The organism is Dellaglioa kimchii, from assembly GCF_046115505.1.
GTDB lineage: Bacteria > Bacillota > Bacilli > Lactobacillales > Lactobacillaceae > Dellaglioa > Dellaglioa kimchii.
Window position 1 is genome coordinate 411,529 of sequence record NZ_CP170736.1, and the last position, 26,510, is coordinate 438,038.

The 26,510-nt window shown below is 33.1% G+C and carries 26 protein-coding genes; 21 read left to right on the forward strand and 5 right to left on the reverse strand.

What is annotated here, in order from left to right; translation table 11 throughout:
* Positions 1 to 11 precede the first annotated feature (11 nt).
* The 4 genes from ACE83Q_RS01980 to ACE83Q_RS01995 form a co-directional block, all read right to left on the reverse strand.
* Positions 12 to 1,994: a cation:proton antiporter gene (locus ACE83Q_RS01980; protein ID WP_409022465.1), complete on the reverse strand. Its 1,983-nt coding sequence runs from the start codon at positions 1,992 to 1,994 to the stop codon at positions 12 to 14.
* A gap of 112 nt (positions 1,995 to 2,106) precedes the next feature.
* Entirely contained in the window at positions 2,107 to 3,459 is a 1,353-nt protein-coding gene (locus ACE83Q_RS01985; RefSeq protein ID WP_409022466.1) for a gluconate:H+ symporter, read from the reverse strand.
* Between the two features lie 21 nt (positions 3,460 to 3,480).
* Complete coding sequence (gene gntK, locus ACE83Q_RS01990) at positions 3,481 to 5,022, reverse strand: gluconokinase (RefSeq protein WP_409022467.1); 1,542 nt, start codon at positions 5,020 to 5,022, stop codon at positions 3,481 to 3,483.
* Positions 5,023 to 5,512: 490 nt separating this feature from the next.
* Positions 5,513 to 6,472, reverse strand: a complete 960-nt coding sequence (locus ACE83Q_RS01995) for a nucleoside hydrolase (protein WP_409022468.1) — start codon at positions 6,470 to 6,472, stop codon at positions 5,513 to 5,515.
* 172 nt (positions 6,473 to 6,644) lie between these two features.
* Between ACE83Q_RS01995 and ACE83Q_RS02000 the strand changes: the two genes are divergently transcribed.
* The 7 genes from ACE83Q_RS02000 to ACE83Q_RS02030 all read left to right on the forward strand — a co-directional run bounded on the left by ACE83Q_RS02000 (position 6,645) and on the right by ACE83Q_RS02030 (position 12,661).
* Positions 6,645 to 7,133 (forward strand): DUF3013 family protein, encoded by a 489-nt coding sequence (locus tag ACE83Q_RS02000; RefSeq protein ID WP_409022469.1) that lies wholly within the window; start codon positions 6,645 to 6,647, stop codon positions 7,131 to 7,133.
* Between the two features lie 12 nt (positions 7,134 to 7,145).
* Positions 7,146 to 8,093, forward strand: a complete 948-nt coding sequence (gene prmA, locus ACE83Q_RS02005) for a 50S ribosomal protein L11 methyltransferase (protein WP_409022470.1) — start codon at positions 7,146 to 7,148, stop codon at positions 8,091 to 8,093.
* A 9-nt stretch (positions 8,094 to 8,102) separates the two neighbouring features.
* On the forward strand, positions 8,103 to 8,831 hold the full coding sequence (locus tag ACE83Q_RS02010; RefSeq protein WP_409022471.1) for a 16S rRNA (uracil(1498)-N(3))-methyltransferase: 729 nt from the start codon (positions 8,103 to 8,105) through the stop codon (positions 8,829 to 8,831).
* A gap of 34 nt (positions 8,832 to 8,865) precedes the next feature.
* Positions 8,866 to 9,189, forward strand: a complete 324-nt coding sequence (locus ACE83Q_RS02015) for a hypothetical protein (RefSeq protein ID WP_409022472.1) — start codon at positions 8,866 to 8,868, stop codon at positions 9,187 to 9,189.
* A gap of 85 nt (positions 9,190 to 9,274) precedes the next feature.
* Positions 9,275 to 11,503: a RelA/SpoT family protein gene (locus ACE83Q_RS02020; protein ID WP_409022473.1), complete on the forward strand. Its 2,229-nt coding sequence runs from the start codon at positions 9,275 to 9,277 to the stop codon at positions 11,501 to 11,503.
* 24 nt (positions 11,504 to 11,527) lie between these two features.
* On the forward strand, positions 11,528 to 11,974 hold the full coding sequence (gene dtd / locus ACE83Q_RS02025) for a D-aminoacyl-tRNA deacylase (RefSeq protein WP_409022474.1): 447 nt from the start codon (positions 11,528 to 11,530) through the stop codon (positions 11,972 to 11,974).
* A gap of 63 nt (positions 11,975 to 12,037) precedes the next feature.
* Positions 12,038 to 12,661, forward strand: coding sequence for an HAD-IA family hydrolase (locus ACE83Q_RS02030; RefSeq protein WP_409022475.1), 624 nt, complete (start codon positions 12,038 to 12,040; stop codon positions 12,659 to 12,661).
* Positions 12,662 to 12,684: 23 nt separating this feature from the next.
* Here the strand turns inward: ACE83Q_RS02030 and ACE83Q_RS02035 are convergent, their stop codons facing one another.
* The gene (locus ACE83Q_RS02035) at positions 12,685 to 13,542 is read right to left on the reverse strand and encodes an N-acetylmuramoyl-L-alanine amidase (protein ID WP_409022476.1); all 858 of its coding nucleotides are present in this window, start codon (positions 13,540 to 13,542) and stop codon (positions 12,685 to 12,687) included.
* A gap of 391 nt (positions 13,543 to 13,933) precedes the next feature.
* Here ACE83Q_RS02035 and hisS point away from each other — a divergent pair, with 391 nt between their 5' ends.
* The 14 genes from hisS to glyQ all read left to right on the forward strand — a co-directional run bounded on the left by hisS (position 13,934) and on the right by glyQ (position 26,510).
* Positions 13,934 to 15,247, forward strand: a complete 1,314-nt coding sequence (gene hisS / locus ACE83Q_RS02040; RefSeq protein WP_409022477.1) for a histidine--tRNA ligase — start codon at positions 13,934 to 13,936, stop codon at positions 15,245 to 15,247.
* Positions 15,244 to 17,013: an aspartate--tRNA ligase gene (gene aspS / locus ACE83Q_RS02045; protein ID WP_409022478.1), complete on the forward strand. Its 1,770-nt coding sequence runs from the start codon at positions 15,244 to 15,246 to the stop codon at positions 17,011 to 17,013. The genes hisS and aspS overlap by 4 nt, the downstream gene beginning before the upstream one ends.
* A gap of 110 nt (positions 17,014 to 17,123) precedes the next feature.
* On the forward strand, positions 17,124 to 17,645 hold the full coding sequence (msrA, locus tag ACE83Q_RS02050) for a peptide-methionine (S)-S-oxide reductase MsrA (RefSeq protein WP_409022479.1): 522 nt from the start codon (positions 17,124 to 17,126) through the stop codon (positions 17,643 to 17,645).
* Positions 17,646 to 17,794: 149 nt separating this feature from the next.
* Positions 17,795 to 18,670, forward strand: coding sequence for a YitT family protein (locus ACE83Q_RS02055; RefSeq protein ID WP_409022480.1), 876 nt, complete (start codon positions 17,795 to 17,797; stop codon positions 18,668 to 18,670).
* Between the two features lie 114 nt (positions 18,671 to 18,784).
* The gene (locus ACE83Q_RS02060) at positions 18,785 to 19,870 is read left to right on the forward strand and encodes a CDP-glycerol glycerophosphotransferase family protein (RefSeq protein WP_409022481.1); all 1,086 of its coding nucleotides are present in this window, start codon (positions 18,785 to 18,787) and stop codon (positions 19,868 to 19,870) included.
* Positions 19,871 to 19,888: 18 nt separating this feature from the next.
* On the forward strand, positions 19,889 to 20,698 hold the full coding sequence (locus tag ACE83Q_RS02065) for an ABC transporter permease (RefSeq protein ID WP_409022482.1): 810 nt from the start codon (positions 19,889 to 19,891) through the stop codon (positions 20,696 to 20,698).
* Between the two features lie 105 nt (positions 20,699 to 20,803).
* The gene (locus tag ACE83Q_RS02070) at positions 20,804 to 21,694 is read left to right on the forward strand and encodes a deoxyribonuclease IV (RefSeq protein WP_409022483.1); all 891 of its coding nucleotides are present in this window, start codon (positions 20,804 to 20,806) and stop codon (positions 21,692 to 21,694) included.
* A gap of 198 nt (positions 21,695 to 21,892) precedes the next feature.
* On the forward strand, positions 21,893 to 22,081 hold the full coding sequence (rpsU, locus tag ACE83Q_RS02075; RefSeq protein WP_057973588.1) for a 30S ribosomal protein S21: 189 nt from the start codon (positions 21,893 to 21,895) through the stop codon (positions 22,079 to 22,081).
* Positions 22,082 to 22,098: 17 nt separating this feature from the next.
* Positions 22,099 to 22,542, forward strand: coding sequence for a GatB/YqeY domain-containing protein (locus tag ACE83Q_RS02080; protein ID WP_409022484.1), 444 nt, complete (start codon positions 22,099 to 22,101; stop codon positions 22,540 to 22,542).
* Positions 22,543 to 22,649: 107 nt separating this feature from the next.
* Positions 22,650 to 23,135 carry an rRNA maturation RNase YbeY gene (gene ybeY, locus ACE83Q_RS02085; protein ID WP_409022485.1) on the forward strand — a complete coding sequence of 162 codons (486 nt, stop codon included), beginning with the start codon at positions 22,650 to 22,652 and terminating at the stop codon, positions 23,133 to 23,135.
* Positions 23,113 to 23,517: a diacylglycerol kinase family protein gene (locus ACE83Q_RS02090; protein WP_409022486.1), complete on the forward strand. Its 405-nt coding sequence runs from the start codon at positions 23,113 to 23,115 to the stop codon at positions 23,515 to 23,517. Before ybeY ends, ACE83Q_RS02090 begins: the two co-directional genes overlap by 23 nt.
* Before the next feature lie 43 nt (positions 23,518 to 23,560).
* Complete coding sequence (gene era / locus ACE83Q_RS02095; protein WP_409022487.1) at positions 23,561 to 24,466, forward strand: GTPase Era; 906 nt, start codon at positions 23,561 to 23,563, stop codon at positions 24,464 to 24,466.
* 64 nt (positions 24,467 to 24,530) lie between these two features.
* Complete coding sequence (recO, locus tag ACE83Q_RS02100; RefSeq protein ID WP_409022488.1) at positions 24,531 to 25,322, forward strand: DNA repair protein RecO; 792 nt, start codon at positions 24,531 to 24,533, stop codon at positions 25,320 to 25,322.
* Positions 25,323 to 25,592: 270 nt separating this feature from the next.
* Positions 25,593 to 26,510, forward strand: coding sequence for a glycine--tRNA ligase subunit alpha (gene glyQ, locus ACE83Q_RS02105; protein WP_409022489.1), 918 nt, complete (start codon positions 25,593 to 25,595; stop codon positions 26,508 to 26,510).

The window sequence follows — 26,510 nt, forward strand, 5'->3', positions numbered from 1 at the left end:
TGTCGTTTTTTTTATGATAAGTATGCTTCATTATTTTGCATGTAAACCATCTCATCGTATGAAATTTGTTCTCTTAACAGGTTGGCCGTTGCAGGGGTGATTAATTTTTGTTCTAATTGAAGTTGAACAAAATTATATTCTAATTGAAAGGCATTTATAAAAATATTATTTTGTAAGATAAGTTCAGTCTCATTTGAAAACATTCTTCTGTGTCTAACTGATAAAAATTGTCTAACCAAGGTAACGGCCATTGAATTGTCAACAGTGGTAATAGAGGTTAAATAAGTAATTGCTGCCTGATAACTAGATTCCTCCATTAAAATAAAGTCATCTTTTGTATTATTATAATATTTTTTGAAAGTATTTTTTTGATCTTCAGTAACCTGAGATAGCGCTTTTTTGCCTTTTTTAATAGCAAAATGTTTAAACAAATGAAGTGAATAGAATTTCAAATGCATTATGAGATGTTTAAGTGAAAATCCACGGGTTGATTGATAAGTTGTAGCAAGATACTTTTCGTACCAAGAACCATTTTTTTCAGAAACCTGACCACTCGATAATAATTCATGCAAAATATTTTCTTCAATTTCTTGTGTTTTTTCTAATAGGTCATAAAAATCACTCTTTTTAGGCCGTTTTAAAAAATTTTGTTGGTTATATAGTGTTTCAATTACTGTTTGTCTTTCTGGACTAGGAATATTTGTGACATTAAGTTGTTCAACAGTGTAAATAACCATCTTAGAACGAATTTCACCAATATTTTCTAAAATAGTAATCTCATTCTTTTTGGTGATTAAGTGCGGTAGAAGGAAAGTAGGGACTAACATGCTAATTAATATAACTAATGCAGCTATAAAAATGATTTCATTTCTCATAGGGAATTCAATTCCTGAAACTGTTACTAATGGTAATGAGTATGCCATTGATAGTGTAATTGTTCCGTGAATTCCACTTAGGGCAAATGTAAAATCGTCTTTTGTTGATAAATTTTTTAATAGACAGTGGGACCATAGAAAACGCATTAGTGTCATAATAAAGTAAATACCAATACTAATAGCAAGTAAAATTAGTGAATTAAATCCTGAGCTTTTTAATAAATCTGAGGTAACAGTAGGCAATGTTAAACCTAGAACTACAAAAACAAACCCATTTAAAGCATCTGTAAGTACTTTCCAAATACTACTTGATATAAATTGTAATTTAGTTGAAGATAGCCGTAAACGATCTTTTTGAACACCATGAATTAAACCGGCAGCAACGACTGCTAAAATACCTGAACAACCTAATTCTTCAGATATAAAATAAATTAAAAAAGGAGTTATTATTTCAATTGGAATCATAATTGCTGTATCTTCGATGTGCCAATTTAGTAATGTTAACCTTATTTTAACGAATACTAATCCTAAAAATGCACCAATTAAGAGTCCACCAAAAAATGATGTGCTAAAAGCACTTAGACCTTCGTTCATAGAAAAAGTACCTGAAGAGAAAGCAGTTAATGCTAAACTAAGACCAACAATACCAGATGCATCATTAAATAAGGATTCATTTTCCAATATATTCATCATTGACTCAGGAATCGGTAAATTTTTTGTCACTGAAGATACTGCTACTGTATCTGTGGGTGTGACAATCGCTGCTAACGCAAATGCTAAGGCAAGTGATAAATCAGGTAAGACTGAGTGAACTAAAAACCCAGTGACAATTATTGTTGTACCAACTAAAATGATGGCTAATGAAAGCGTCGTTAAAATGTTTCTAGCTAATGCTCTTCTAGATGTATTTTGGGCTTCATTGAAAATAATAGGTGCAACGATTATCATAAAAAATAATTCTGGGTTAAGTTCGAAGTGTTGAAAATTTGGTAATAAAGAAAGTGCTAATCCTATACCAATTTGATAAAAAGCTTGCGGAACTTTTGGAAACTTAACAGCAATCACATTTGCGATAACCACGCCACCAAGTAATAATAAGATAGCAGACAGTGAATCCATAGTATTGCCTCCAATAATTTTAATTTAGAATGGTGTCTATTTTAACACATGTCTAAATTTAACAACATAATAAAGGGCTAAGTTATCTAAAATAACTTAGCCTTTTATTAATTTATACGAATAAGTTAATAAGCATAACACCACCGAGCCCTGAAACAGAGACGACTGTTTCAAGAACGGTCCATGTTGCGAGTGTTTCTTTAACGGTTAAATCAAAATATTCTTTAATCATCCAGAAACCAGCATCGTTTACGTGAGAAGCAATTAAACTACCTGAACCAATGGCGATAACCATTAATGCAGGATCAACGCCTGAACCAGCTATTAAACCACTGACTAGACCGGCAGCTGTTAATGCAGCAACTGTTGCAGAACCAAGAGAAATTCTAAGAAGTGCAGCAATTAACCAGCCTAACAATAATGGTGATAACGATGAGGATTCAAACATTCTTGAGATAACATCTGCGACACCACCATCAACAAGAACTTGCTTAAATGCACCTCCACCACCAATGATTAAGAGTAACATTGCAATTTGTTTAATGGCAACTTCAAGAGAAGCCATAATATCTTTGACTGGGATCTTTCGGGCAATACCCATTGAATAGATAGCGAACAGAAGGGAGAGAAGCATTGCAACGCCAGGAGACCCAACGAACATGAAAAAGGAATCTATAGAGTTAGGGTTCTTTGGTGTTATCCCTTTATTAACAATCATGTCGTAAACTGTTGAAATGGCCATAATTACAACGGGAAATAAAGATGTCAAAGTGCTCATTGCAAAACTAGGTGTATCTTCAAGTTTAAATTCTTTTTGTGTTCCTAATGCGCTTAAATTTCCTTTTTGCTTAAATGCAGAAGGAATATATTTTTTTGCAACCATAGCGAAAAGTGGACCGGCAATCAATGTTACCGGAATAGCTAATAGTAATCCGTAAATAAGAACCATCCCTACATTGGCATTTAGTGCTGATGCAATTGCAGTTGGGGCGGGGTGAGGTGGTAAAAAGCCATGAGTAACTGAAAGTGCAGCTGCCATGGGAATCCCAAGATATAAAACTGAAATTCCTAATTCCGTAGCAATCGCAAAAACGATTGGAATCAATAAAACAATACCAACTTCGAAAAATAATGCAATACCAATAATGAATGATGCAAGTACGACTGCTAATTGAATCCATTTTCGACCAAATCGGTTAATTAAAGTAGTCGCAATCCGATAAGCACCACCTGAATCAGCAACCAGTTTACCTAGCATAGCACCAAAACCGAAGACTAAGGATAAATGACCTAATTGACTACCAATACCATTTTCGATAGAAGTCGTGATTTTATCTAAAGGCATCCCTAATCCAATGGCAACAACAAATGATGTGATAATTAATGAAACAAATGTATTTAATTTAAATTTAATGATTAATAAAAGTAAAAAGAGAATCCCAATAAAAACAATTAAAAGTGGCATAGTAACTTTCCCCCAATGAAACTAGATTTGATGATAATGTTTCCGCTGGAAATCAGCAATATTTTTATATTCAGTGCTTAATGACCTACTTACTCGAACAAATATAGGTAATAGTTCACGATATACTTCAAAGTTTTCTTTTTGTGGTTGGTGGACATGCATGGAACCAATCATATTTTCAACAGCAGATAGATCAGCAATTAAATGTAAACTTTGCATTCCTAAGACTGCTGCGCCAAGACAAGAACTTTCAAAACTTTCAGGAATTGTAACTTCTTGTTCAAAAATATCGGCTAATAATTGTCGCCATAAAGATGATTGGGCAAAACCACCTGTTGCTTGGATTCTAGTGGGTTTCCCAGCAATTTCAGTTAGTGCTAACATGACCATGTCTAAATTGAAAACGATCCCTTCAAGTACAGCTCGAGCCATATGCGCACGTGTATGTTGACGTGTTAAACCAAAGAATGAACCTCTAGCATTAGCATCCCAGAGTGGTGCCCGTTCGCCACCAAGATAGGGGTGGAAGAGGAGTCCATCGGAACCGGCAGGAACCTTTTCTGCAATTTGAGTGATGACTTCATAGGGATCAATTTTCATTTGTTCAGCAGTAATTTTTTCGGGTGTAAATATCTCATCGCGTAACCAGCGGAAGACGATACCGCCATTGTTAACTGGCCCACCAATGACCCATTTATTTTTGGCGAGCGCATAACAGAATAGTCTACCTTTAGGATCTGTAACAGGGTGATCGATAACCATTCTAACGGCACCACTCGTACCAATTGTGACAGCCGCAACACCTGGTTCGATAGCATTAACACCAAGGTTTGATAGAACACCATCACTTGCACCAACAATAAAAGGAACATCACGTTGGATACCAGTTATTTTAGAAAATTCAGTGTTTAGTCCGGATAGTTGGTAAGTTGTTTCAACTAGTTCTGGTAACTGTTCAGGTGTAACACCAGTTACAGATAATGCTTGCTTATCCCAATCTAAATTAAAAATATTGAATAAACCTGTAGCTGATGCTAAAGAATGATCAATAACAAGTCGATCAAATAATTGATATAAAATATAATCTTTAATACCAACAAAATAGGCTGCCTGATTAAATAAATCTGGTTTATCATTCTTTAACCAAATTAATTTTGATAATGGTGACATAGGATGAATAGGTGTTCCAGTTTTGAGATAAATTTCATGACCAACACCTGATTCAATTAAATCATCACTCCACTTGCTAGCTCTGTTATCAGCCCAAGTAATCGATCTAGTTAACGGTTTATGATTTTTATCAAGTAGAATTAAACTATGCATGGCTGCTGAAAATGAAACGCCTTTTAAATCAGTGGGGCGTAAGTTCGCTTTTTTATTGACCTCAGTGATTGCTTTTGTTACAGCAGCATAAATTTCATCAGGATCTTGTTCAGCCATCCCATTTTCTTCTTGATAAAGTGGGTAACCAATATTAGCGTATTCAATTACGGTACCTTTAAGATCGTATAAAACTGCTTTCGTGCTTGTTGTTCCAATATCAACACCGATTATATATGGCATAGTGATCTCCCTTGAATAAATAGTAGTATGAATAATAAAGCTCATTAAAATTACAGTTAACGCTTACATTATCGTCTTTGAGTAAACTTAAAGCAACTATCTTTACTTATTTAAAATTTGATAATAAAGGATAGAATGCTGCTAAAATTAAAAAAAAGGAAAGAATAATGATTAGAATAGTTTGACGGCGATTACCATGATGTAAGAATAAGTTTAAACATGAGGTAACAGCAATGTAACTACCAAGTATCATCAAAAAGATAAATGTATCTGTAATAGGATTTAAAATAATAAGCGAAAAAAGTCCCAGTATCAATAGCCAGTTACGACTATTTTTTTCCCAGGCTAACGAGCCAAAAAAAAGTGACTTATATGAAAATTTTCGACGTTTTTTTTTCGTAAATGTAGAAATATAAATAATAGTGGTCATGATAAACCAAATGGAAAGAATGAATGGACCGAGATATTGCATAAGTAAACTCCGTTAAATTTAATTTTTTGAAAATAAAGTTGATAAACGTGTCATAAAAGTCGATAAGAATCTTTCGGTTTCAACGGCAACAGCGACAACCGTTGTTGCTTGATTTGAATTTAGGCGTGTCTCGTCACCGATTGTACGTCCAGAAAAAGGCGCTTCTGTGTCAACTTTCATATTGATAGGTAAAGTAGTAACTAAAGATGCATCTATAGCAACGGCAACAGCTAAGGGGTCATGCAAAGCACAGCCGTCTAAATTTGTTTTTAGGTTTGCATAGGCGTTAATATAGTAATCAACAATATCGGCGAAAGCTCGACTTGATGGACTGTCAATTTCACGCCATAGCTCTGTTTCTTTTTTTGTTAAAAGTGTTTTAAGTGTTACGTCTAGACCTACCATTGTAATAGGCAATTTACTTTGGAATACTTCATTTGCGGCTTCTGGATCTTGATTAATATTTGCTTCAGCAACGGCAGTTACATTTCCAGGGATTGTTAAAGCACCACCCATTAAAACGACTTTACCAATTAATGTTTCAATTTTAGGATCTTTTTTTATGGCTAATGATAAGTTCGTTAATGGACCAGTAGGCACAATAATTAAATCTGATTGAAATTCATGTGCAGAATCGATAATAAAATCGATTCCAGATTCTGAGGCGTATGGTCGGCTTGATTTAGGGATTTTTATGTCACCTAAACCATTCATACCATGTATTTCTTGGCTTATTTCTAAAGTATCAAAAGATTGAGTCGTGATTGAATGTTTCTCACCAAGATAAACTGGAATATTTGATTCACCTAATAAATTAAGTAAGTTCAAACTGTTTTGAACACCAGCTAGCATTTGCAGGTTACCGTAAGAACCTACAATACCAATTAAATCAATTTCGGTACTAGCGAGAGCATAGGCAATAGCCAATGCATCGTCAATACCAGTGTCTAAATCCAAAATCATTTTCTTTCTTCCCATAAATAAAACCTCCCCAATATTTTAATAACCTTAGTTTACCAAAAAAAGCGATAAATTGTTATCGTTTTCCTCTTTAATTAATGCATGAATGAATGCAATGCTTTATAATAAACTTTGAGAACTAAACAAAATTTGATGTAATTTAAATTTATTTAAAATATGAGGTGATAGTATGGCACAAGAAACATTGTTTGATTATTTAAAGAAGGAATTACCAAAAATTGATTTTGATGGTGATATTGTATTAGATTGGCAGAAAAAGGATCATACATTTACAGTAGATCTCACATTTTATGCTGAGAATAAGTCACAACAAGCAATTCTTGATATTGAAGGTGTTAACTCAGAATTACCCATTATTTCATTTGGGGATGCTATATTACTCTATGATGAAGAACGTTTTGACTCAAAGGAAGTTGAAAAAGAGTATTTAACAACATTACCCTTTCAAGGGAAATCGGGTTGGGAACGCTCAGAGGCAGCAGCATTTATTAACTATTTACAAATTGTACTAGACAATGGTCAAAGTGATTTATTAGATTTTTTGAATGATGATGATGCTGAATTCTTTGAACTAAGTTGGTCAGCTAGCGATTTTGAAAAAATTCAAAAAGCACAAGGTACAGAAAAAAGTATGCGATTAATTTATCCAAAATTTTAGGAGGATTTCAATTTGAAATGGACAGAAGTAAGTATCTCAACAAGTAGTGAAGCTGTAGAAGCGGTTTCTAATATTTTAATTGAAAGTGGTGCTGAAGGTGTCCAAATTGATGATTCAAAAGATTTTGAAAAATTAATGCAGGGTAATTTAGACGGGAACGATTTTACATCTGTTGAGCACCAAAATGATGGAGCAAAGATTTCTGCTTTTTTCCCAGAAACTATTTTTATTCCTGAAATATTGCCAACTATACAGAGTAGGGTTAATCAATTAGCTGATTTTGGACTTAATCCGGGACGTGGTCTGATTGAATTGAATGAAGTGGATGACCAAGGTTGGGGATTGGAATGGCAACAATACTACCATCCGGTTAGAGTTACCCGATTCCTAACAATAGTACCAAGTTGGGAGAAATATCAGGTGGTCCAACCTGATGAAAAAGTGATACGTTTAGACCCTGGTAAAGCATTCGGTACAGGAACACATCCCACAACCCGGCTAGCTTTGGTAGCACTAGAGCAAGTAATACGTGGAAATGAATCTATGATTGATGTTGGAACAGGTTCAGGTGTTTTAAGTATTGCTGCAAAACATCTTGGTGTTGGTCATATTGATGCGTATGATTTGGACGATATTGCAGTAGATGCTGCCGTATTAAATTTCAACTTAAATCCAATTGCAAATCAGATACATGTAGCAGCTAATGATTTACTAAATGGTATTGATAATAAGGTTGATTTAATTGTGGCTAATATTTTGTCCGAAATTATTGTACCGTTAATTCCGCAAGCTAGAAGAAATTTAAATCCAGGTGGCCATTTTGTGACATCTGGGATTATTGCAGATAAAGTCGATTTAATCAAGGAGTCACTGGTAACTGGTGGATTTGAAATACAACAGATTTTAAATATGGGTGACTGGTTCTCAATTATTGCAGTTAAAATGGATTTGGAAGGTTAGGTAGTAAAGATGCAGAGATATTTTTTGAAATCTGATGAGTTAATTTTAACAGATGAGGATTTTCATCATGCAATTAAAGTTATGCGTTTGGCTGTTGGTGATCAAGTTGAACTCGTTAAGCAATCAACAGAGGTTGTTGTTGCAAAGATGAAACAGGTTACTGAAAGTTCAGCTACTTTTGATTATCAAAAAACAGTAGAAACATTAGTTGAGTTGCCAGTAGAAGTAACAATTGCGTCGGCTCTTTCAAAAAAAGATAAGGCAGACTGGATTGTACAAAAAGGTACAGAAATGGGGGCTGCCCATTTTATATTTTTTAATAGTGATTTTTCTATTGCAAAATGGGATCAAAAAAAGCAGGCTAAAAAAATTGAACGTTTACAAAAAATTGCTAAGGGTGCTGCAGAACAAGCACATCGAACTAAAATTCCAACGATTTCATACGCTAAAAAAATTGATGAGATATTTCAACAATCTTATGATATTCAGATTGTTGCATATGAAGAATCTGCTAAACAAGGTGAGGTTAGCCAACTAAAAAAATCATTTGATTTGATTGAACCTAATCAAAATATGATTGCGGTATTTGGTTCAGAGGGTGGTATTTCAAAATCAGAAATTGATAAGTTAGCTACGGCTGGTTATCAAAAGGTAGGCTTAGGACCTAGAATTTTACGTGCAGAGACTGCTCCGTTATACTTATTAGCGAGCCTTTCATTTGTTAGTGAATTAAGTTAAGTAAGGCATGAGAAAACGAAATGAGGAAATATTTTTGAAAAATTTTCTAAGCATAACAGCTGCATGGTACTTAACGGTAAGTATTGCCATCGGAATTGTGGTCCCGATGGTACTGACCTTAGTTAATGCAAACGATGTTATAAAAATTGGTGTTTCTTTATTTATAGTAAATGTCATTTTTTCTATCATTATTGGTGTTATTATTGGTAGAAATGATCATAGTTTGATTTTTAACTTTTTCTTTCCAGTTATTTTTGCAATAGGTGTGTTGTGCCATTTATTTCAAAGTACCACTATCTTTTTTGCAATTATTTATCTTTGTTTATCATTATTAACATGGGGAATTTCAAAAAAATAATACAAATACTTTATGAATACATGAGTACGCGGACTGCATTATGGAATCGCGTATTTTTATTTTATATAAAAAGAGGTGTGTAGATATGACAAAAGAAGAAATGTGGAGTGCTAGAGACGTTTTGGAAATCGTTGAAAGCTATATGAATGAAGAACACGTTGCATTTGTACAAAAAGCATGTGATTTTGCTACCTATGTTCATAAGAATCAATATCGTAAGTCTGGCGAACCATATATAATGCACCCAATACAAGTTGCTGGTATTCTTGCAGAATTAAAAATGGATCCGGAGACTGTTAGTGCAGGATTTTTACATGATGTTGTTGAAGACACACCAGTTACTTTAGGTGATGTAGGCGAACTTTTTGGTAAAGATGTGCAAGTAATTGTTGATGGTGTAACAAAATTAGGTCAAATTCAATATAAATCTCATCAAGAGCAATTAGCTGAAAATCATCGTAAATTATTGTTAGCGATGTCTAAAGATTTACGTGTTATTATTGTGAAATTAGCAGATAGGTTACATAATATGCGTACGTTAAAACACTTACGTCCAGATAAGCAACGACGAATTGCAAATGAAACGTTAGAAATATATGCACCATTGGCAGACCGTTTAGGTATTAGTACGATTAAGTGGGAATTAGAAGATAGTTCATTACGTTACCTGAACCCCCAACAATACTATCGAATTGTTCATTTGATGAATTCTAAACGTGAAGAACGTGAGGCTTATATTTCTGGAGCTATTGAAGAAATAAAAGTTTCCATTAGTGATTTAAAAGTTTCAAGCGAAATTTATGGGCGACCAAAGCATTTGTATTCCGTCTATAAAAAGATGAAAGACCAACATAAACAATTCTCTCAAATTTATGACCTCCTGGCTGTTAGAGTAATTGTTGGATCAATTAAAGATTGTTATGCGGTACTTGGGGCAATACATTCTAGATGGAAACCGATGCCTGGAAGATTTAAAGACTATATTGCGATTCCAAAGGCTAACTTGTACCAGTCTCTGCATACAACTGTTGTCGGACCAGAGGGACGTCCTTTTGAAGTTCAAATTAGAACAAAAGAGATGCATGAAATAGCTGAATTTGGTGTAGCAGCACATTGGGCTTACAAAGAAGGTGTGAAAGAGAAAGTTCAGCAAGATGACGCGGGTACAAAATTAAATTGGTTTAAAGAAATTATTGAATTACAAGATGAGACTGATGATGCTTCTGCTTTTATGGAAAGTGTTAAAGGCGATATCTTTGGTGATCGCGTTTATGTCTTCACACCTAAAGGTGATGTTTTTGAATTACCCAAAGGTGCAGGACCACTTGATATGGCCTACAGTATTCATACTGAAATTGGACATCATACAACGGGTGCAAAAGTTAACGGAAAGATTGTGCCATTAGATTATCAAGTCAAAAATGGAGACATTGTTGATATCTTAACTAGTAAAAGTTCAATAGGACCAAGCCGTGATTGGGTTAATTTGGTGCATACAAATAAAGCTAGAAATAAAATTAAACACTTCTTCAAACTACAAGATCGTGTTGCTAATGCAGCTAAGGGTGAAGACTTGTTGACGATGCAATTAATTGATTTAGGATTTGATCCTAAAAAAGTCATTACAAAAGAAAATATGAAGCAGCTTTTGGATAAAAGACAATTGTCTGAATCAGATGACTTGTATGCTGCAATTGGATTTGGAGAGGTAGCAACGTTAGGTGTTGCCAATGCTTTAACGGAAGATATTCGCTCTAAAGAAGAAGAAGTTCGACAGGTTAATGAGCAGAAGGCAATCCTTGAAGAACATAAAGAAATGAAAAAACCAGATGTATCTGAAAAAAATCGTAAAAGTAGCCATGATGGTGGTGTTGTAATTGATGGCGTCGATAACTTACTTGTTCGATTAAGTCATTGCTGTAATCCTATTCCAGGAGATGACATTATTGGTTATATTACAAAGGGGCGTGGTGTTTCAGTTCATAGAACTGAATGTCCTAATGTTATTAAAGCTGAAGAGTCCGGGGAAAGAATTATTAGTGTTAAATGGGATAAAACCATGGATGATAAATCTAATTATCAATCTGATTTGGAAATCCAAGGGTACAATCGTTCTGGACTTTTGAATGATATTTTACAATCATTGAATAATACAACTAAGCAATTAAGCTCAGTTAATGGCCGTGTTGATAATAATAAAATTGCGACAATGGATGTTTCAGTTGGCGTAAAAGATATTGTTCAATTAGAAAGAATTATGGAAACTTTGAAAAGTGTTGAAGACGTTTATGCTGTTAAAAGGAAAATTCATTAATTTTCTAATGGAGGTACTAAAGAAGTGAAAATTGTTGTTCAACGTGTTAAAAAGGCAAGTGTTTCGGTAAATGGTCAGGTATTAAATCAGATTAATGTAGGATATCTCTTATTGGTGGGATTTAAGACGGGTGATACATCTACTGAGATAGATTATATGGTAAAAAAAATCTCTAATTCCAGATTATTTGAAGATGATATGGGAAAAATGAATTTAAGTATTCAAGAAATAAATGGAGAAATTCTATCTATTTCACAATTTACTTTGTACGCGTCAACAAAAAAAGGGAATAGACCAAGCTTTACAGATTCTGAAGAACCTAATTTAGCTGAGGAACATTATGATGAATTTAATCAAAAATTGGCTGAAATAGTAACTATTGTTAAACCAGGTCAATTTGGATCAGATATGGATGTTGAACTTATAAATGATGGACCAGTAACAATTATTTTTGATACAGAGAAAAAATAAAGGATGTATTAGAATCAACTCTAATACATCTTTTTGGTGTAAAGAATATTTGGAGGGTATAAAATGATAAATAATTATTTTTGGGACTTTGATGGGACGCTTTTTGATACTTATCCTGAGATGGTTAAGGCATTTCAAGAAGCGTTACGTTTACAAAATGTAATTGCGACTAGAACAGAAATTTATAAAATTATGCGAGAAAAATCTGTTAGACAAGCAATTCAAATTTATCAAGAAACAAATTTGAATTTAGATGTTGAACAATTGAGGGTAAGCTATGATGATTTAGAAAGACAGAGTCAAAAAAATACAAAATTATTTCCTGGTGCAAAAGAAGTTTGTAAATGGGTGGTTGATAATGGTGGGCAAAACTTTTTATTAACCCATAGGGATCAAAGCGCAATTGATATGCTTAGGGAAACACATATTATTCATTTGTTTTCAGATTTTGTTACTTCAGATCAAAAATTTCCAAGGAAACCTAATCCAGCGTCACTTAATTATCTTGTAGAAAAAAATGCAGTTGATTACCAGAAAGCAGCAATGATTGGTGATCGGGAGTTGGATATTGCTGCAGGGCATAATGCAGGTATGAAGGGATATTTATTTGATTTTGATCAAATGATTTCAACAGTTGAAAAACCAGATAAGCGTGTATTGAAATTAATTGATTTAATACAAAAATAAGACAATGATTAACTATCATTGTCTTATTTATTTTGGATATAATTTGTTAAACCTTCAACGACTGATTTTGCTGTTTTTTCTTGAAAGCTGCTACTTTGGATTAACTTAAAGTCATATTTTGTATTAATGTACCCTAATTCTAGTAAGACGGATGGTTGTGTATTATCTCTTAGAACAAGAAAATCGCCAAATTCCGTTCCACGATTATCAAGACCGGTATCGTTTAATTCGGCATTTATTGAATTTGCAAGTGCTAAATCAGCTGTCTTATTATAGTAGTAACTTGTTAAACCAGTTGCTTCATCATCATTAGGCGATGAATCAAAATGGAAACTAATAAATGCATCTGCATTATTTGATTCTGCAAGTTTAGCGCGTGGGGCTAAATCTACATACGAATCAGAGTCTCGTGTTAAAATCACATTGGCGCCACGTTTCTTAAGAAGATAAGCTACTTTTTTTACAATTTGAAGCGTGTAGATTTTTTCTTGTTTATCTTTGATTGAAAGTGCACCTGAATCGTTACCGCCATGTCCGGGATCTAAAACAATCGTTGCTTCAGATAATTTAGTCACTTTGGCATTTTTTTTAGAAAGAATCCAGTTTGCTACCCAACCTTTTTTAGTATTTGGCAAACTTACGTATGACCAATTATTTTTTTCTCGAATAATTGTAATACGCTCACCTTTTTTAAGAGTGTCTAACACTTTATTTGACGTACTTGGGCCGGTACGTACATTAATATTGTCAGATGTAACAACAGTTTCTTTTAAATAAGTTGTCGTTTTTACAATACCTAAACATAGGGTACAAAAAATGATGATTAATAAAATGACTCTTGGCCAGTTTATGCTGAATCCATGTTTTCTCTTTGTTGACATTTATGTACTCCTTTAACTATAGATATTGAATCTAAATAATAGTATACCAAATATTTGTTCAATAGTAAGAATCAAATTTAATAATATTGTAAGTTAAGCTGTACTTGACTTTAGAGAGTTACTCGAGTAACTTTATAATTAATAAAATATTAAAACCGATGAAAAAGAAATTAAGTTAGTTAAATGTGTAGAGAGTGAATAATTTGCTGAAATATTCACCATTTTTGCTAACCGAAAGACACTTTTGAGGTGCGTGTGGTTAAATCACATGTCGTTTAAGTTGCGTTAAGCTATTAGTAAAAAATTAAGGTGGTACCGTGCAAAAGCACCCTTGTCGTATTTAGATGAGGGTGCTTTTTTGTATATAATGCCACAAATAGGAGGATTTATAATGAAATTTCAACGCCCCAAAGGAACAGCAGATATAATCCCAGCAGATTCAAAAAAATGGCAATATATTGAAGAGACCGCTAGAAATATATTCTCAAGTTACCAATATGATGAAATTAGAACGCCACTTTTTGAACATTTTGAGGTTTTTTCAAGAACTTCAGGTGATACTTCTGATATTGTAACTAAAGAAATGTATGATTTTAAAGATAAAGGTGACCGCCATATAACACTTCGTCCTGAAGGAACAGCTGGAGTTGTTAGAGCGTATGTTGAAAATAAACTTTATGGCCCAGAAATTCAAAAGCCATTTAAAACGTATTATATTGGACCAATGTTTCGTTATGAAAGACCTCAATCTGGACGCTTACGTCAATTTCATCAAATTGGAGTTGAAGCCTTTGGGGTTGATAATCCAACACTTGATGTTGAAGTTATGGCAATGGCAATTGATTTCTTATCAAAATTTGGGTTAACAAATTTAAAATTAGCTATTAATACTTTGGGAGATAATGATAGTCGTGATAATTATCGTGACGCATTGGTTGTATATTTACGTCCCTTCGCTGATCAATTAAGTGATGATTCAAAAGCACGTTTAGAAAAAAATCCACTACGCGTTTTGGATAGTAAAGATAAAGGTGATCAAGAAATTGTTAAAAATGCACCATCAATTCTAGATTACCTTAGTGAAGAGTCACAGGCTCATTTTAACCAAGTAAAAGTGTTACTTGATGCATTGGAAATTCCATATGAAGTTGATTCAACAATGGTTCGTGGACTTGATTATTATAACCATACCATTTTCGAAATTATGTCTGATTCAAAAGCATTTGGTGGGAAATTTACGACCATTTGTGCTGGTGGACGATATAATGGCCTTGTTGAGCAATTAGGTGGTCCTGAAACACCAGGGATTGGTTTTGGTTTGGGGATTGAAAGATTATTATTAGTTCTTGAAGCTGAAGATGCAAAATTACCCGTTGAACAAAGTTTAGATGTTTATGTTGTTGGTATTGGTGAAGAAACGAATACTGAAACACTAAAACTCGTGCAATCAATGCGTAAGGCAGGTTATTCAATTGAAAGAGATTATTTAAATCGTAAACCAAAAGGTCAATTTAAATCTGCTAATCGTATGAATGCTCATTTTGTTATGACTTTAGGTGAGAGCGAACTAGAAACACAAACTTTGAATTTTAAAAATATGAAAACAAGTCAAGAAATTATATTAAAATTAGAAGATGTATATACTGATTTTTCGAAAGTATATGAAGAGGCATTAAAATTAGAAATGGAGGCTGATGGAGAATGAAAAGAACAACATACAATGGCTTAGTTGATGAAACTTTTATTGGTCAAACAGTTACATTAAAGGGATGGGTACAAAAAAGACGCGATTTAGGAAATTTAATTTTTATTGATTTACGTGATCGTGAGGGCATTGTTCAACTGGTTTTTAGTCAAGAATTTGATTCCGAAGCTTTAAAGATTGCTGAAGAGTTACGTAATGAATTTGTTGTTGAGGTTGCAGGACAAGTGACACAACGAGATGCTAAAGCAATCAACCCAAGAATGAAAACGGGTAAGATTGAAGTTGAAGTTCATAATGCAGTTATTTTGAATAAAGCAAAAACACCGCCATTTGAAATACAAGATGATATTAATGTTGTAGATGATACAAGATTAAAATATCGTTATTTAGACTTACGTCGTCCTGAAATGCAAAAATCATTGATGATTCGTAGCCGTATTACACAATCTGTTCACAGCTACTTAGATAATCAAAATTTTATTGATATTGAAACACCATATTTAACAAAATCAACACCTGAAGGGGCTCGTGACTATCTTGTACCTTCCCGTGTCTATCCTGGGCATTTTTATGCATTACCACAATCACCTCAATTATTTAAGCAATTATTGATGAATGCCGGATTTGATCGTTACTACCAAATTGCTCGTTGTTTTAGAGACGAAGATTTGCGTGGTGACCGTCAACCTGAATTTACGCAAATAGATTTAGAAACATCATTTATGTCTGCTGAAGAAATTCAAGATTTAACAGAAGGTTTATTAAAACGTGTAATGAAAGATACTTTAAATATTGACCTCGAATTACCATTACAACGTATGACTTGGAATGAATCAATGGCAAGATATGGTTCTGAAAAACCGGATATTAGATTTGATATGGAATTAAAAGATATGTCTGCTGCAGTTAAAGATATTGATTTTAAAGTATTTACTAATACTTTAGACAATGGTGGACTTGTTAATGCTATTGCGATTCCTGGTGGTGCCGATAAGTATTCACGCAAAGCGATTGATGCTAAAACGGCTTATATTGAACGTTTTGGTGCTAAAGGGTTAGCTTGGGTAAAAGTAACTGAAGAAGGATTTAGTGGCCCAATTGCTAAATTTTTAAATGATCATGTTGATGCAATTAAAGAAGCTGCTGGTGCAAATGTCGGAGATTTAATTTTGTTTGTTGCTGACAAAGCAAGTGTTGTTCGTGCATCATTAGGTTACTTACGTAATGATATTGCCAAAGAGATGGATATGATTGATGAAAATAGATTCGCCTTCCTTTGGGTTGTTGATTGGCCATTATTTGAATACAGTGAAGACTTTGACAAATTTATTGCTGCGCATCATCCTTTTACTATGCCAAATGAAGAAGATATTCACTTACTTGATGAAAATCCACATGAAGCACATGCACAAAGTTATGATATTATTTTGAATGGTTATGAATTGGGTGGTGGGTCAATCCGTATTCATAAACGCGATATTCAAGAAAAAATGTTTAAGGCTTTAGGATTTACTAAAGAAAGTGCGGAAGAACAATTTGGATTTTTCCTAGATGCACTTGATTATGGATTCCCACCACATGGTGGATTGGCTATTGGGTTAGACAGATTTGCTATGTTATTGGCAAAGAAAGATAACATTCGCGAAGTTATCGCGTTCCCTAAAAATTCAAAAGCATCAGAGCCATTGACGAATGCGCCTAGTCTAGTTGCAAGTAAGCAATTAGATGAATTATCGTTAAAAGTTGAAGAAAATAAATTAAAATAGACGTTTAAAAGACTAATGATTAAACTCATTAGTCTTTTTTAGGCATAAAAATATCAATATTATGTTAAGTGATTTATTATTATCATATATTAAGAGGGGGAATGATGATAATGAGTGAAAAAGCAATATTCGCTGGTGGTTGTTTTTGGTGCATGGTTGAACCGTTTGAAGAACAAGCAGGAATTTTAAATGTCGTATCTGGATATACAGGAGGACACACTAAAAATCCAACATATGAAGATGTTGTATCTGAAACAACGGGGCATACTGAGGCAGTTGAGATAACATTTGACCCTAAAAAAATTAATTACGCTCAGCTTGTTGAGATATATTGGCAACAAACAGATCCAACTGATGCGATGGGGCAATTTCAAGATAGGGGTAGTTCATATCGCCCAGTGATTTATACACTAAATGATGAGCAAAGAAAAATTGCGGAAACTTCAAGACAACTATTGATTGATAGTCATAGATTCAAAGAACCAATTGTTACAACTATAGAAGATGCAGGTCCATTTTATGCTGCTGAGGATTATCATCAAGAGTTTTATAAAAAGAATCCAAGAAGATTTGCTATGGAAGAAAACGGTGGTCGGAATCAATTTAAACAATCTGTCTGGAAATCTAAATAAGTTAAAAGAGTCTTTTCGAATGAATTTTGAAAAGACTCTTTTTGTATAGATTAAGATTTACTTGATAAGTAAATGTCTAACTGTATCTGACCGTAATGAATGGTATAATATTCGTAACTTGTTAAAATGAAATGTGAGGTTTTTTGATCATGGACGATCTGCAACAAATTTTTAAGAAACATTCATACGCGGCCAAAGCTTCAACAGCATTTATATATGCGATATTAGTTTCGGTTGCGATGAACTTTTTTTGGACACCAGGAAAAATATATGCCTCTGGTATTACGGGGTTAGCGCAATTAGTAGCAACCCTCCTTAGTCGATATGCACCATTTCAAATATCGACTGCGTTACTCTTATTTCTTTTAAATGTACCAATGTTCATTTTGGCTTGGAATAAAATTGGTCACCGTTTTACTGTGTTTACTTTTTTAGCAGTTGTATTTTCAAGTATTATGATCAAAGCAATTACGCCAGTAACGTTAACAACGGATCCTATTATTTGCGCGATATTTGGTGGAGCTGTTAATGGATTTGGTACTGGATTAGCGCTTAGAAATGGAATTTCAACTGGTGGATTAGATATTATTGGCTTAACAATTAAAAAGAAAACAGGTAAAAGTATTGGAACTATTAATATTATTTTTAATGCTTTTATTGTTCTAGCAGCCGGTTTTATTTATGGTTGGCCCTATGCTTTTTATTCTGCATTGGGATTATTTGTTAATGCTAGAGTCATGGATATGGTTTATACAAGACAACAAAAAATGCAAGTTATGATTGTGACGAGTCGTCCTAAGAGTGTGATTGATTCAATACAAAATCATATGCGTCGTGGAATCACAATTGTTAACGATGTTGAGGGTGCTTACCATCATGATGATAAGACACTTTTAATTACCGTTATTTCAAGATATGAACAAAATGAATTACATGATGCAATGGAAGAGTCAGACCCGGTCGCATTTGTTAGTATCTCAGAAAACGTTCAGATATGGGGACGTTTTTATGAGCAAGCATTATAAATAAAACTAAAGGATTAATAAGTTATGCAAATTAAAAAGATAATCTACTTATTTCTCATCAGACTATTTTCGTTACTGAATTTCTCTAAAAAAAGTACTAATATCAGCTATTTAATGAGTTTCGGTGGTAATAGTGACTTCATTCGGAAATTAAATCAAAGATGTTTAGATAATAATCAACATTTAATCATTTTTTATCGACCTTCTATGAAGTTAGAAATTAAGAATATCGAAGACTTAAATATTGAAACCAAAATATTTACTGAAAATATTTCTTTCGTATTAAATTTAATTCCTCTGATTTCTAAGAGTAACTTAATTTTTGTCGATAATTATTTTGCTTTTTTAGCCACAATGCATACAAAAAAAACAACCAAAATTGTTCAACTTTGGCATGCAAATGGGGCAATTAAATCATTTGGTTGGGATGAGCCTAAAACAGCTGATCGATCGGCTGAAGATAAAAAACGATTTCAATCTGTCTATAATCAATTTGATGATTTTATTGTAGCGTCAGCTAAAATGGGGTCAGTATTTAAGAAAAGTTATCATGTTTCTGATGATCACATTTTAGAACTTGGATACCCTGCTACAGATAAATTTAAAGATAGCAATTGGATAAAATTAACAAAAAAAAATATTTTTAGTAGCCACCCAGACTTAATTAAGAAAAAAATTATTTTATACGCACCAACATATAGAGAAGATATAAATGGGGAAGTTATATTAGAAATACCAGATGATTTTTCTAATATTCAAGAATTATTAAATGATGAAACTAAGTTAATTATTAAATTACATCCGCATTTAAAGGACAAAGAGCTTGCCTTTAAAAAATTATTATCTAAGAATAATGATATTTTATGGGTGGATGAATACACAACTGGAGAATTGTTGGTCATCACAAATTGTTTAATTACAGATTATTCATCGGTTATTTTTGATTTCAGTTTATTGCCAAACGCTGAACGAGTTTTATTCTATTGTTTTGATTTAAAGAATTATGAAAGTAGTATTGGGATTCAATCGGATTTTAATAACTGGGTACCAGGACCGATTGTGCAAACAATGAGTGAACTAGTTGCTACTTATAAAGAATTCAAAAATAGTGATAGACAATTAGCAACATTTAATTTATTATGGAATACATCTAATGATGGGCATGCGACAGAGCGTGTTCTAGATTATTATTTTACTTAAATAAGGAGCGTCAATACATTGAAAAAAGTTATTTCAATTATAAAAGAACAATTTGAAAATTTACCAATTATATTTCGAGTTTCAAAATATGAAGATCGAGCAAGTTACCAAAGTCATTATTTAGGAATTGCATGGGAGTTTTTAAACCCAATGATTCAAATTGGTATTTACTATCTTGTTTTCGGTGTTGCCTTGCACGCTGGACAACAGATAGATGGGGTTAATTATTTTGCTTGGATGATGGTGGGTATCGCCCCATGGTTGTTTATGAATTCTAGTGTACTTGGTATGTCTCGTAGTGTTTATGAAAAAGTTGGATTAGTTGCTAAAATGAAATTTCCGGTTAGCGTACTACCAACAATTCGTATGGTCAGTCAAATGACTGCGTATTGGGTTATGTTCGGTTTTAGTATTATTGTTTTATTATTATCAGGTGTAACGCCCACTTTGTATTGGTTACAGTACATTTATTATTTTATCTGTATGATTGCATTTTTATTTGCTTTCGGTATTTTTAATTCAACCATTTCAATTTTAGCTCGTGATTACTATATAGCACTCCAATCAATTATGAGGGTTTTATTTTACATGTCAGGTATTTTATTCAATTTAAATTCTGGTAGTTTTCCTAAAGTTTTTGTTAGAATTCTACAAATAAATCCGTTTAACTATTTGGTCGCAGGGTTTAGAGAAACTTTCTTGAGCGAAGGTTGGTTTTTTAATAATCCAACGCAACTATTACTATTTTGGTCAATCACGTTAATGTTCCTCTTAATAGGATCACATTTACACTATAAATTTAGAGCTCATTTTGTTGATTTAATTTAAATATAAAAGATTTAGAAAACTTCCTGTCAGGTGAGTATTCTAAATCTTTTTTTATAATCAATGTTATAATACAATCAAGTTAAAATGCGAAAAGAGGTAAGGATAATGTTGATAGGATCACATGTTAGTATGAAGGGAAAAGATATGTTACTTGGTTCCGCCGAAGAGGCTTCGAATAATGGAGCAAGTACATTTATGATTTATACGGGAGCACCTCAAAATACAAGGCGAAAAGATATTTCAGAGATGAATATTCCAAAAGGTAAAGCCTTTATGGTGGAACATGGATTAAGTGATATAGTTGTTCATGCCCCTTATATTATCAATTTAGGAAATACAGTTAAACCAGAGAATTTTACATTTGCAATCAATTTTTTGAAAGCTGAAATAGATAGGGCCGAAGCATTAGGCGCTACTCAAATGACTCTCCATCCTGGTGCTCATGTAGGTGCGGGAGATGAAGCTGCAATTAAACATATCATTGAAGGATTAAACGAAGTTTTGACTTCAGACCAAAAAATTCAAATTGCTATTGAAACAATGGCGGGCAAGGGTACAGAGGTTGGACGAACATTTGAACAGATTGCACAAATGATTGATGGTGTGAAGTTGAATGATAAATTATCTGTTACGTTTGATACATGTCATACTAGTGATGCTGGATATAATATTAAAGATGACTTTGAATCTGTTATAGAAAAGTTTGATGATATTATTGGAATTGATCGATTGAAAGTCTTTCATATCAACGATTCAAAAAATGTTCAAGGAAGTCATAAAGATAGACATGCTAATATTGGCTTTGGTGAAATTGGGTTTGATGCATTAAATAGTATTGTACATGACGAAAGATTTAGTAAGGTACCTAAAATATTAGAAACACCATATGTAGGTGTAGATAAAAAAAATCAACAATCACCATATCAAAAAGAAATTTTGATGTTTAAAGAAAATACCTTTAATCCTAATCTATTAACGGAACTTGGGTTAAATTAAAGCTGTTTATTGATTTAGATCAATTGATTTATGCTTAATTTGTTAAAATAAAGTATATTTTTTGTCTTATCTCAAATATTTTATAAAAGATTTATTGACGGCGATAAAGACTTTAGTTATAATGAACAAGGACAGTTCGACGATGCAACTTAATGCATAAAAAGACGGTTACATTCAAGCTCGGAGGGAGGGATATCTATGTCAAAGACAGTCGTACGTAAAAACGAATCTCTCGATGATGCTCTTCGTCGCTTTAAACGTTCCGTTTCTAAAACAGGTACATTACAAGAATACCGTAAACGCGAATTCTATGAAAAGCCAAGTGTGAAACGTAAGAAGAAATCCGAAGCAGCAAGAAAGCGTAAAACAACTAAGAAACGCTTCTAGTCTAGGGAGGAATCACGTTGAGTCTATTAGAAACACTTAATAACGATTTAAAACAAGCGATGAAAGCAAAAGACAAACAAACTTTAAGTACTGTAAGAATGCTTAAAGCAGCTGTTACAAACGAAGAAATTAAAGCAGGTCATGATTTATCAGTTGATGATGAAACTGTTTTATTGGCTCGTGAGTTAAAACAACGCAAAGAATCTTATGCAGAATTCAAAGATGCCGGTCGAGATGATCTTCTAGAAAATCTTGATATGGAAATAAAAATTGTCGAAAAATATTTACCTGAACAATTATCAGCTGAAGAAGTTACTGATGTCGTGAAAGAAGTTATTTCACAAGTTGGTGCAACATCAAAAGCTGATTTTGGAAAAGTCATGGGTGCGGTTATTCCTAAACTTAAGGGACGCGCTGATGGTAAGGTTATAAGTGAGACAGTTAAATCATTATTAAATTAGCGAAAAAGGAATTACAATTCAACTTGAATTGTAGTTCCTTTTTTTTTATGCTATTATTTGAGTTGAGTAACTTTGGGACATATAAAACGAATTTAAAGAGGGTTATTATGGATTTAGAAATTTTTGACCACACTAAGGCAGAACCAGAAAAAAATATAACATTAATTAAAGAAATTCTTAATTTTGCGGGTAAGAAAATAAAATTACCTGATGAAACAGAAATGTCAGTTACTTTAATGAATAATGAAGAAATTCACAAAATTAATCGTGAATATCGAAATGTAGATAGACCAACTGACGTCATCAGCTTCGCAATCGAAGAAGATGGAGATGATATGCCAATTATTTTTCCTGATGATGAAGGTATGGATATGCCTGAAATTGCTAAAAATATCGGTGATATCATGATTTCAACTGAAAAAGTTGCTGAACAAGCAGTTGATTATGGTCATTCTTATGAACGTGAATTGGGATTTTTGACAGTCCATGGGTTCTTACACCTAAATGGTTACGATCATATGGAACCTGAAGATGAAAAAGAAATGTTTGGATTACAAACAGAGATATTAGATGCTTATGGCCTTAAACGATAAGCGCCAAGTTAAAAAAAATCGAACATTTTTGTTGTCACTAGGACATTCTCTAGATGGCCTTGTTACGGTTTTTAAAGAAGAACGAAATATGAAAAAACATGTAGCCATGATGATACTAGTATCTATTTGTGCGGCAATTTTTCAAATTTCTGAAACAGAGTGGTTATGGCTAGCTCTTAGCATTAGTATGGTTATTATTAATGAAGTTTGGAACACAGTTATAGAAAATTTAGTTGATCTGACAACTGGTCATAAATATAATGAGATTGCAAAAAAAGTTAAAGATATGTCAGCTGCTGCTGTCTTACTTTCGGCACTATTTGCTATGATTGTTGGATGTCTTATTTTTATCCCACAACTGTTAGAATTAGTTTTTGATTAGTCAATCATAATAAAAGGTACATAAATAAGAGGAGAATTAATTAATGCAAAATAAAAAGTTTCATTCAGGATTTGTGGCAATTTTAGGACGACCAAATGTTGGGAAATCAACATTTTTAAACAATGTTATGGGTCAAAAAATTGCTATTATGAGTGATAAGGCACAAACGACCAGAAATAAAATTCAAGGTATTTATACAACAGATGATGCACAAATTGTCTTTATTGATACACCTGGTGTTCACAAACCAAAGAGTCGTTTAGGTGATTTTATGGTCAAATCGGCACTTTCAACACTTGGTGAAGTTGATGCTATTTTATTTATGGTTAATGCAACAGAAAAACGTGGACCAGGAGATAATTTTATTATTGATCGATTAAAAGATACTAAGAAACCAATTTATTTGGTTATTAATAAAATTGACCAAATTCACCCTGATGAAATATTAGCTATTGTGGAAACATATCGAGAATCTTTGGACTATAAAGAAGTTTTCCCAATTTCAGCACTTAAAGGAAACAACGTCGATGAGCTTGTTGATTCATTAATTAGTGAATTACCTGAAGGACCCCAATTTTACCCAGAAGATCAAATTACAGATCATCCAGAACGTTTTGTTATGGGTGAACTAATTCGTGAAAAAGTTCTACAATTAACACGAGAAGAAGTTCCTCACTCAGTTGCCGTTTTGGTTGAAGATATAAAAAAAGAGGACGAAGAAAAATTGCACATTTCTGCAACAATTATCGTTGAACGTCCAACGCAAAAAGGTATTATTATTGGTAAAGGTGGTAAAATGTTAAAAGATATCGGTGTTAAAGCTAGAAAAGATATCGAAACGATGCTTGGTGATCGCGTTTATTTGGAACTTTGGGTTAAAGTTCAAAAAAATTGGCGAGATAAACAGACTGATTTAAAAGCATTTGGTTATCGCGAAGATGACTATTAAGAAGTAACTAATGATCGGAACAAGATAATTTTTGTTCCGATTTTTATTTGCTTATGGAAAGGGGATGCATAGTATCGTTCAGAATAATGCAGATTTTGAAGGGATTTTACTTTATCGTAAAGAGTATAAAGAACGTGATCTTTTAGTGAAATTTTTAACCGATCGTTATGGTAAAAAAATGTTTTTTATTAAAGGTGCTAGAAAACGAGGATTCAAATTATCTGCTGCTTTACTACCATTTACAATAGGAACTTACAGTGGAAGTATAAATGACAACGGATTATCATTTATTAATACTGCTAAAGAGTTTGAACAATTTCAAACGATTTCACAGGATATAATCAGTAATGCTTATACCATTTATATTTTTAGTTTAATTGATGCTGCATTCAAAGATAACGAACCCATCCCTGTTTGGTACCGAAAAGTTGTGACAGCAATTCGATTGATTAACGAAGAATTTGATCCAGAAATTATTACAAATATTATTGAAATTCAGCTATTAACAGTTTTTGGTGTACAGCCTCAATTGCAGGGCTGTGCAGTTGGTGGCGAAACGCAGGGAGAATTTGATTATTCAGAATCTTACGGTGGGCTACTGTGTTCTAAACATTGGTATCTTGATAATAATCGACTTCATGCTACTCAAAAAACAATTTTTTATTTGAGACAATTTTCTGTAGTGAATCTTGATAAATTAAATTCAATCAAGGTTGCTGAAAGTACCAAAAAGGAATTACGTCGTATTATTGATGTTATTTATGATAATAGTGTTGGATTAAATTTGAAAAGTAAAAAATTTATCGATGGAATCAGTTCTTGGCCAGTCTCATTAAAGAAAAATACTGAAATATAATTGACAAATACTTATTTCTAAACTATGATTATAGAGAAATAAATAGCGGGATTATGATGAAAAAGGGTAAGAATAGTTATTAAAGCGAACTTAGGATTAGTGCGAGCTAAGTAATTAATTATTTTTATTGGCATTTTCGGAGTCCTTTGTTAATGAAGCTGCTGGTTGAATTGAACCAGAAGTAGGGTGGAACCGCGATATTAAAATCGTCCCTATGTGGTCTATAAGACTGCATAGGTTTTTTTGTGCTTAAAAATAAGGAGGAATACTATGTCAAAAAAGTTAGCTGTTCAAGATATTATTATGACATTACAAAAATTCTGGGCTGATCAGGGTTGTATGTTAATGGAGGCTTATGATACAGAAAAAGGTGCTGGAACTATGAGCCCTTACACATTTTTACGTGCAATTGGACCAGAACCATGGAATGCTGCATACGTTGAACCTTCAAGACGTCCTGCAGATGGTCGTTATGGCGAAAATCCCAATCGTTTGTACCAACATCATCAATTTCAAGTTGTGATGAAACCATCTCCTGCAAATATTCAAGATTTATATTTGGATAGTTTGCGTGCATTAGGTATTGATCCAGCTGAACATGATATTCGATTTGTTGAAGACAACTGGGAAAACCCATCAATGGGTTGTGCTGGTGTTGGTTGGGAAGTTTGGCTTGATGGTATGGAAGTTACACAATTTACTTATTTCCAACAGGTTGGTGGATTAGAGGTACATCCCGTCACTAGTGAAGTTACTTATGGGTTAGAGCGCCTTTCTTCATATATTCAAGATGTTGAGAGTGTTTATGATCTTGAATGGGCTGATGGGGTCATGTACGGCGACATATTTAAAGAACCAGAATATGAAAATTCTAAATATTCATTTGAAGAAAGTAATCAAGAAATGTTATTTAATTTGTTTGATGTATATGAAACAGAAGCTAAAAAACAGATTGCCAATGGGTTAGTTCATCCAGCATACGATTATGTTTTAAAATGTAGTCATACATTTAATTTATTAGATGCTCGAGGAGCCGTTTCTGTTACTGAACGTGCTGGTTATTTAGCAAGAATTAGAAATATGGCTAAATCAATTGCTAAAGTTTTCGTACAAGAGCGTAAAAAATTAGGCTACCCATTACTAAAAGATGAAAAACTTCGTAGTAAATTATTAAAGGAGGATAAATAA

Excerpts from the sequence above, each read along its gene's own strand:
- ACE83Q_RS01980 (WP_409022465.1), bottom strand. The coding sequence starts at position 1,994 with ATGGATTCACTGTCTGCTATCTTATTATTACTTGGTGGCGTGGTTATC.
- ACE83Q_RS01985 (WP_409022466.1), bottom strand. The coding sequence starts at position 3,459 with ATGCCACTTTTAATTGTTTTTATTGGGATTCTCTTTTTACTTTTATTA.
- gntK (WP_409022467.1), bottom strand. The coding sequence starts at position 5,022 with ATGCCATATATAATCGGTGTTGATATTGGAACAACAAGCACGAAAGCA.
- ACE83Q_RS01995 (WP_409022468.1), bottom strand. The coding sequence starts at position 6,472 with ATGGGAAGAAAGAAAATGATTTTGGATTTAGACACTGGTATTGACGAT.
- ACE83Q_RS02000 (WP_409022469.1), top strand. The coding sequence starts at position 6,645 with ATGGCACAAGAAACATTGTTTGATTATTTAAAGAAGGAATTACCAAAA.
- ACE83Q_RS02010 (WP_409022471.1), top strand. The coding sequence starts at position 8,103 with ATGCAGAGATATTTTTTGAAATCTGATGAGTTAATTTTAACAGATGAG.
- ACE83Q_RS02020 (WP_409022473.1), top strand. The coding sequence starts at position 9,275 with ATGACAAAAGAAGAAATGTGGAGTGCTAGAGACGTTTTGGAAATCGTT.
- ACE83Q_RS02030 (WP_409022475.1), top strand. The coding sequence starts at position 12,038 with ATGATAAATAATTATTTTTGGGACTTTGATGGGACGCTTTTTGATACT.
- ACE83Q_RS02035 (WP_409022476.1), bottom strand. The coding sequence starts at position 13,542 with ATGTCAACAAAGAGAAAACATGGATTCAGCATAAACTGGCCAAGAGTC.
- hisS (WP_409022477.1), top strand. The coding sequence starts at position 13,934 with ATGAAATTTCAACGCCCCAAAGGAACAGCAGATATAATCCCAGCAGAT.
- aspS (WP_409022478.1), top strand. The coding sequence starts at position 15,244 with ATGAAAAGAACAACATACAATGGCTTAGTTGATGAAACTTTTATTGGT.
- msrA (WP_409022479.1), top strand. The coding sequence starts at position 17,124 with ATGAGTGAAAAAGCAATATTCGCTGGTGGTTGTTTTTGGTGCATGGTT.
- ACE83Q_RS02055 (WP_409022480.1), top strand. The coding sequence starts at position 17,795 with ATGGACGATCTGCAACAAATTTTTAAGAAACATTCATACGCGGCCAAA.
- ACE83Q_RS02060 (WP_409022481.1), top strand. The coding sequence starts at position 18,785 with ATGAGTTTCGGTGGTAATAGTGACTTCATTCGGAAATTAAATCAAAGA.
- ACE83Q_RS02070 (WP_409022483.1), top strand. The coding sequence starts at position 20,804 with ATGTTGATAGGATCACATGTTAGTATGAAGGGAAAAGATATGTTACTT.
- rpsU (WP_057973588.1), top strand. The coding sequence starts at position 21,893 with ATGTCAAAGACAGTCGTACGTAAAAACGAATCTCTCGATGATGCTCTT.
- ybeY (WP_409022485.1), top strand. The coding sequence starts at position 22,650 with ATGGATTTAGAAATTTTTGACCACACTAAGGCAGAACCAGAAAAAAAT.
- ACE83Q_RS02090 (WP_409022486.1), top strand. The coding sequence starts at position 23,113 with ATGCTTATGGCCTTAAACGATAAGCGCCAAGTTAAAAAAAATCGAACA.
- era (WP_409022487.1), top strand. The coding sequence starts at position 23,561 with ATGCAAAATAAAAAGTTTCATTCAGGATTTGTGGCAATTTTAGGACGA.
- recO (WP_409022488.1), top strand. The coding sequence starts at position 24,531 with ATGCATAGTATCGTTCAGAATAATGCAGATTTTGAAGGGATTTTACTT.
- glyQ (WP_409022489.1), top strand. The coding sequence starts at position 25,593 with ATGTCAAAAAAGTTAGCTGTTCAAGATATTATTATGACATTACAAAAA.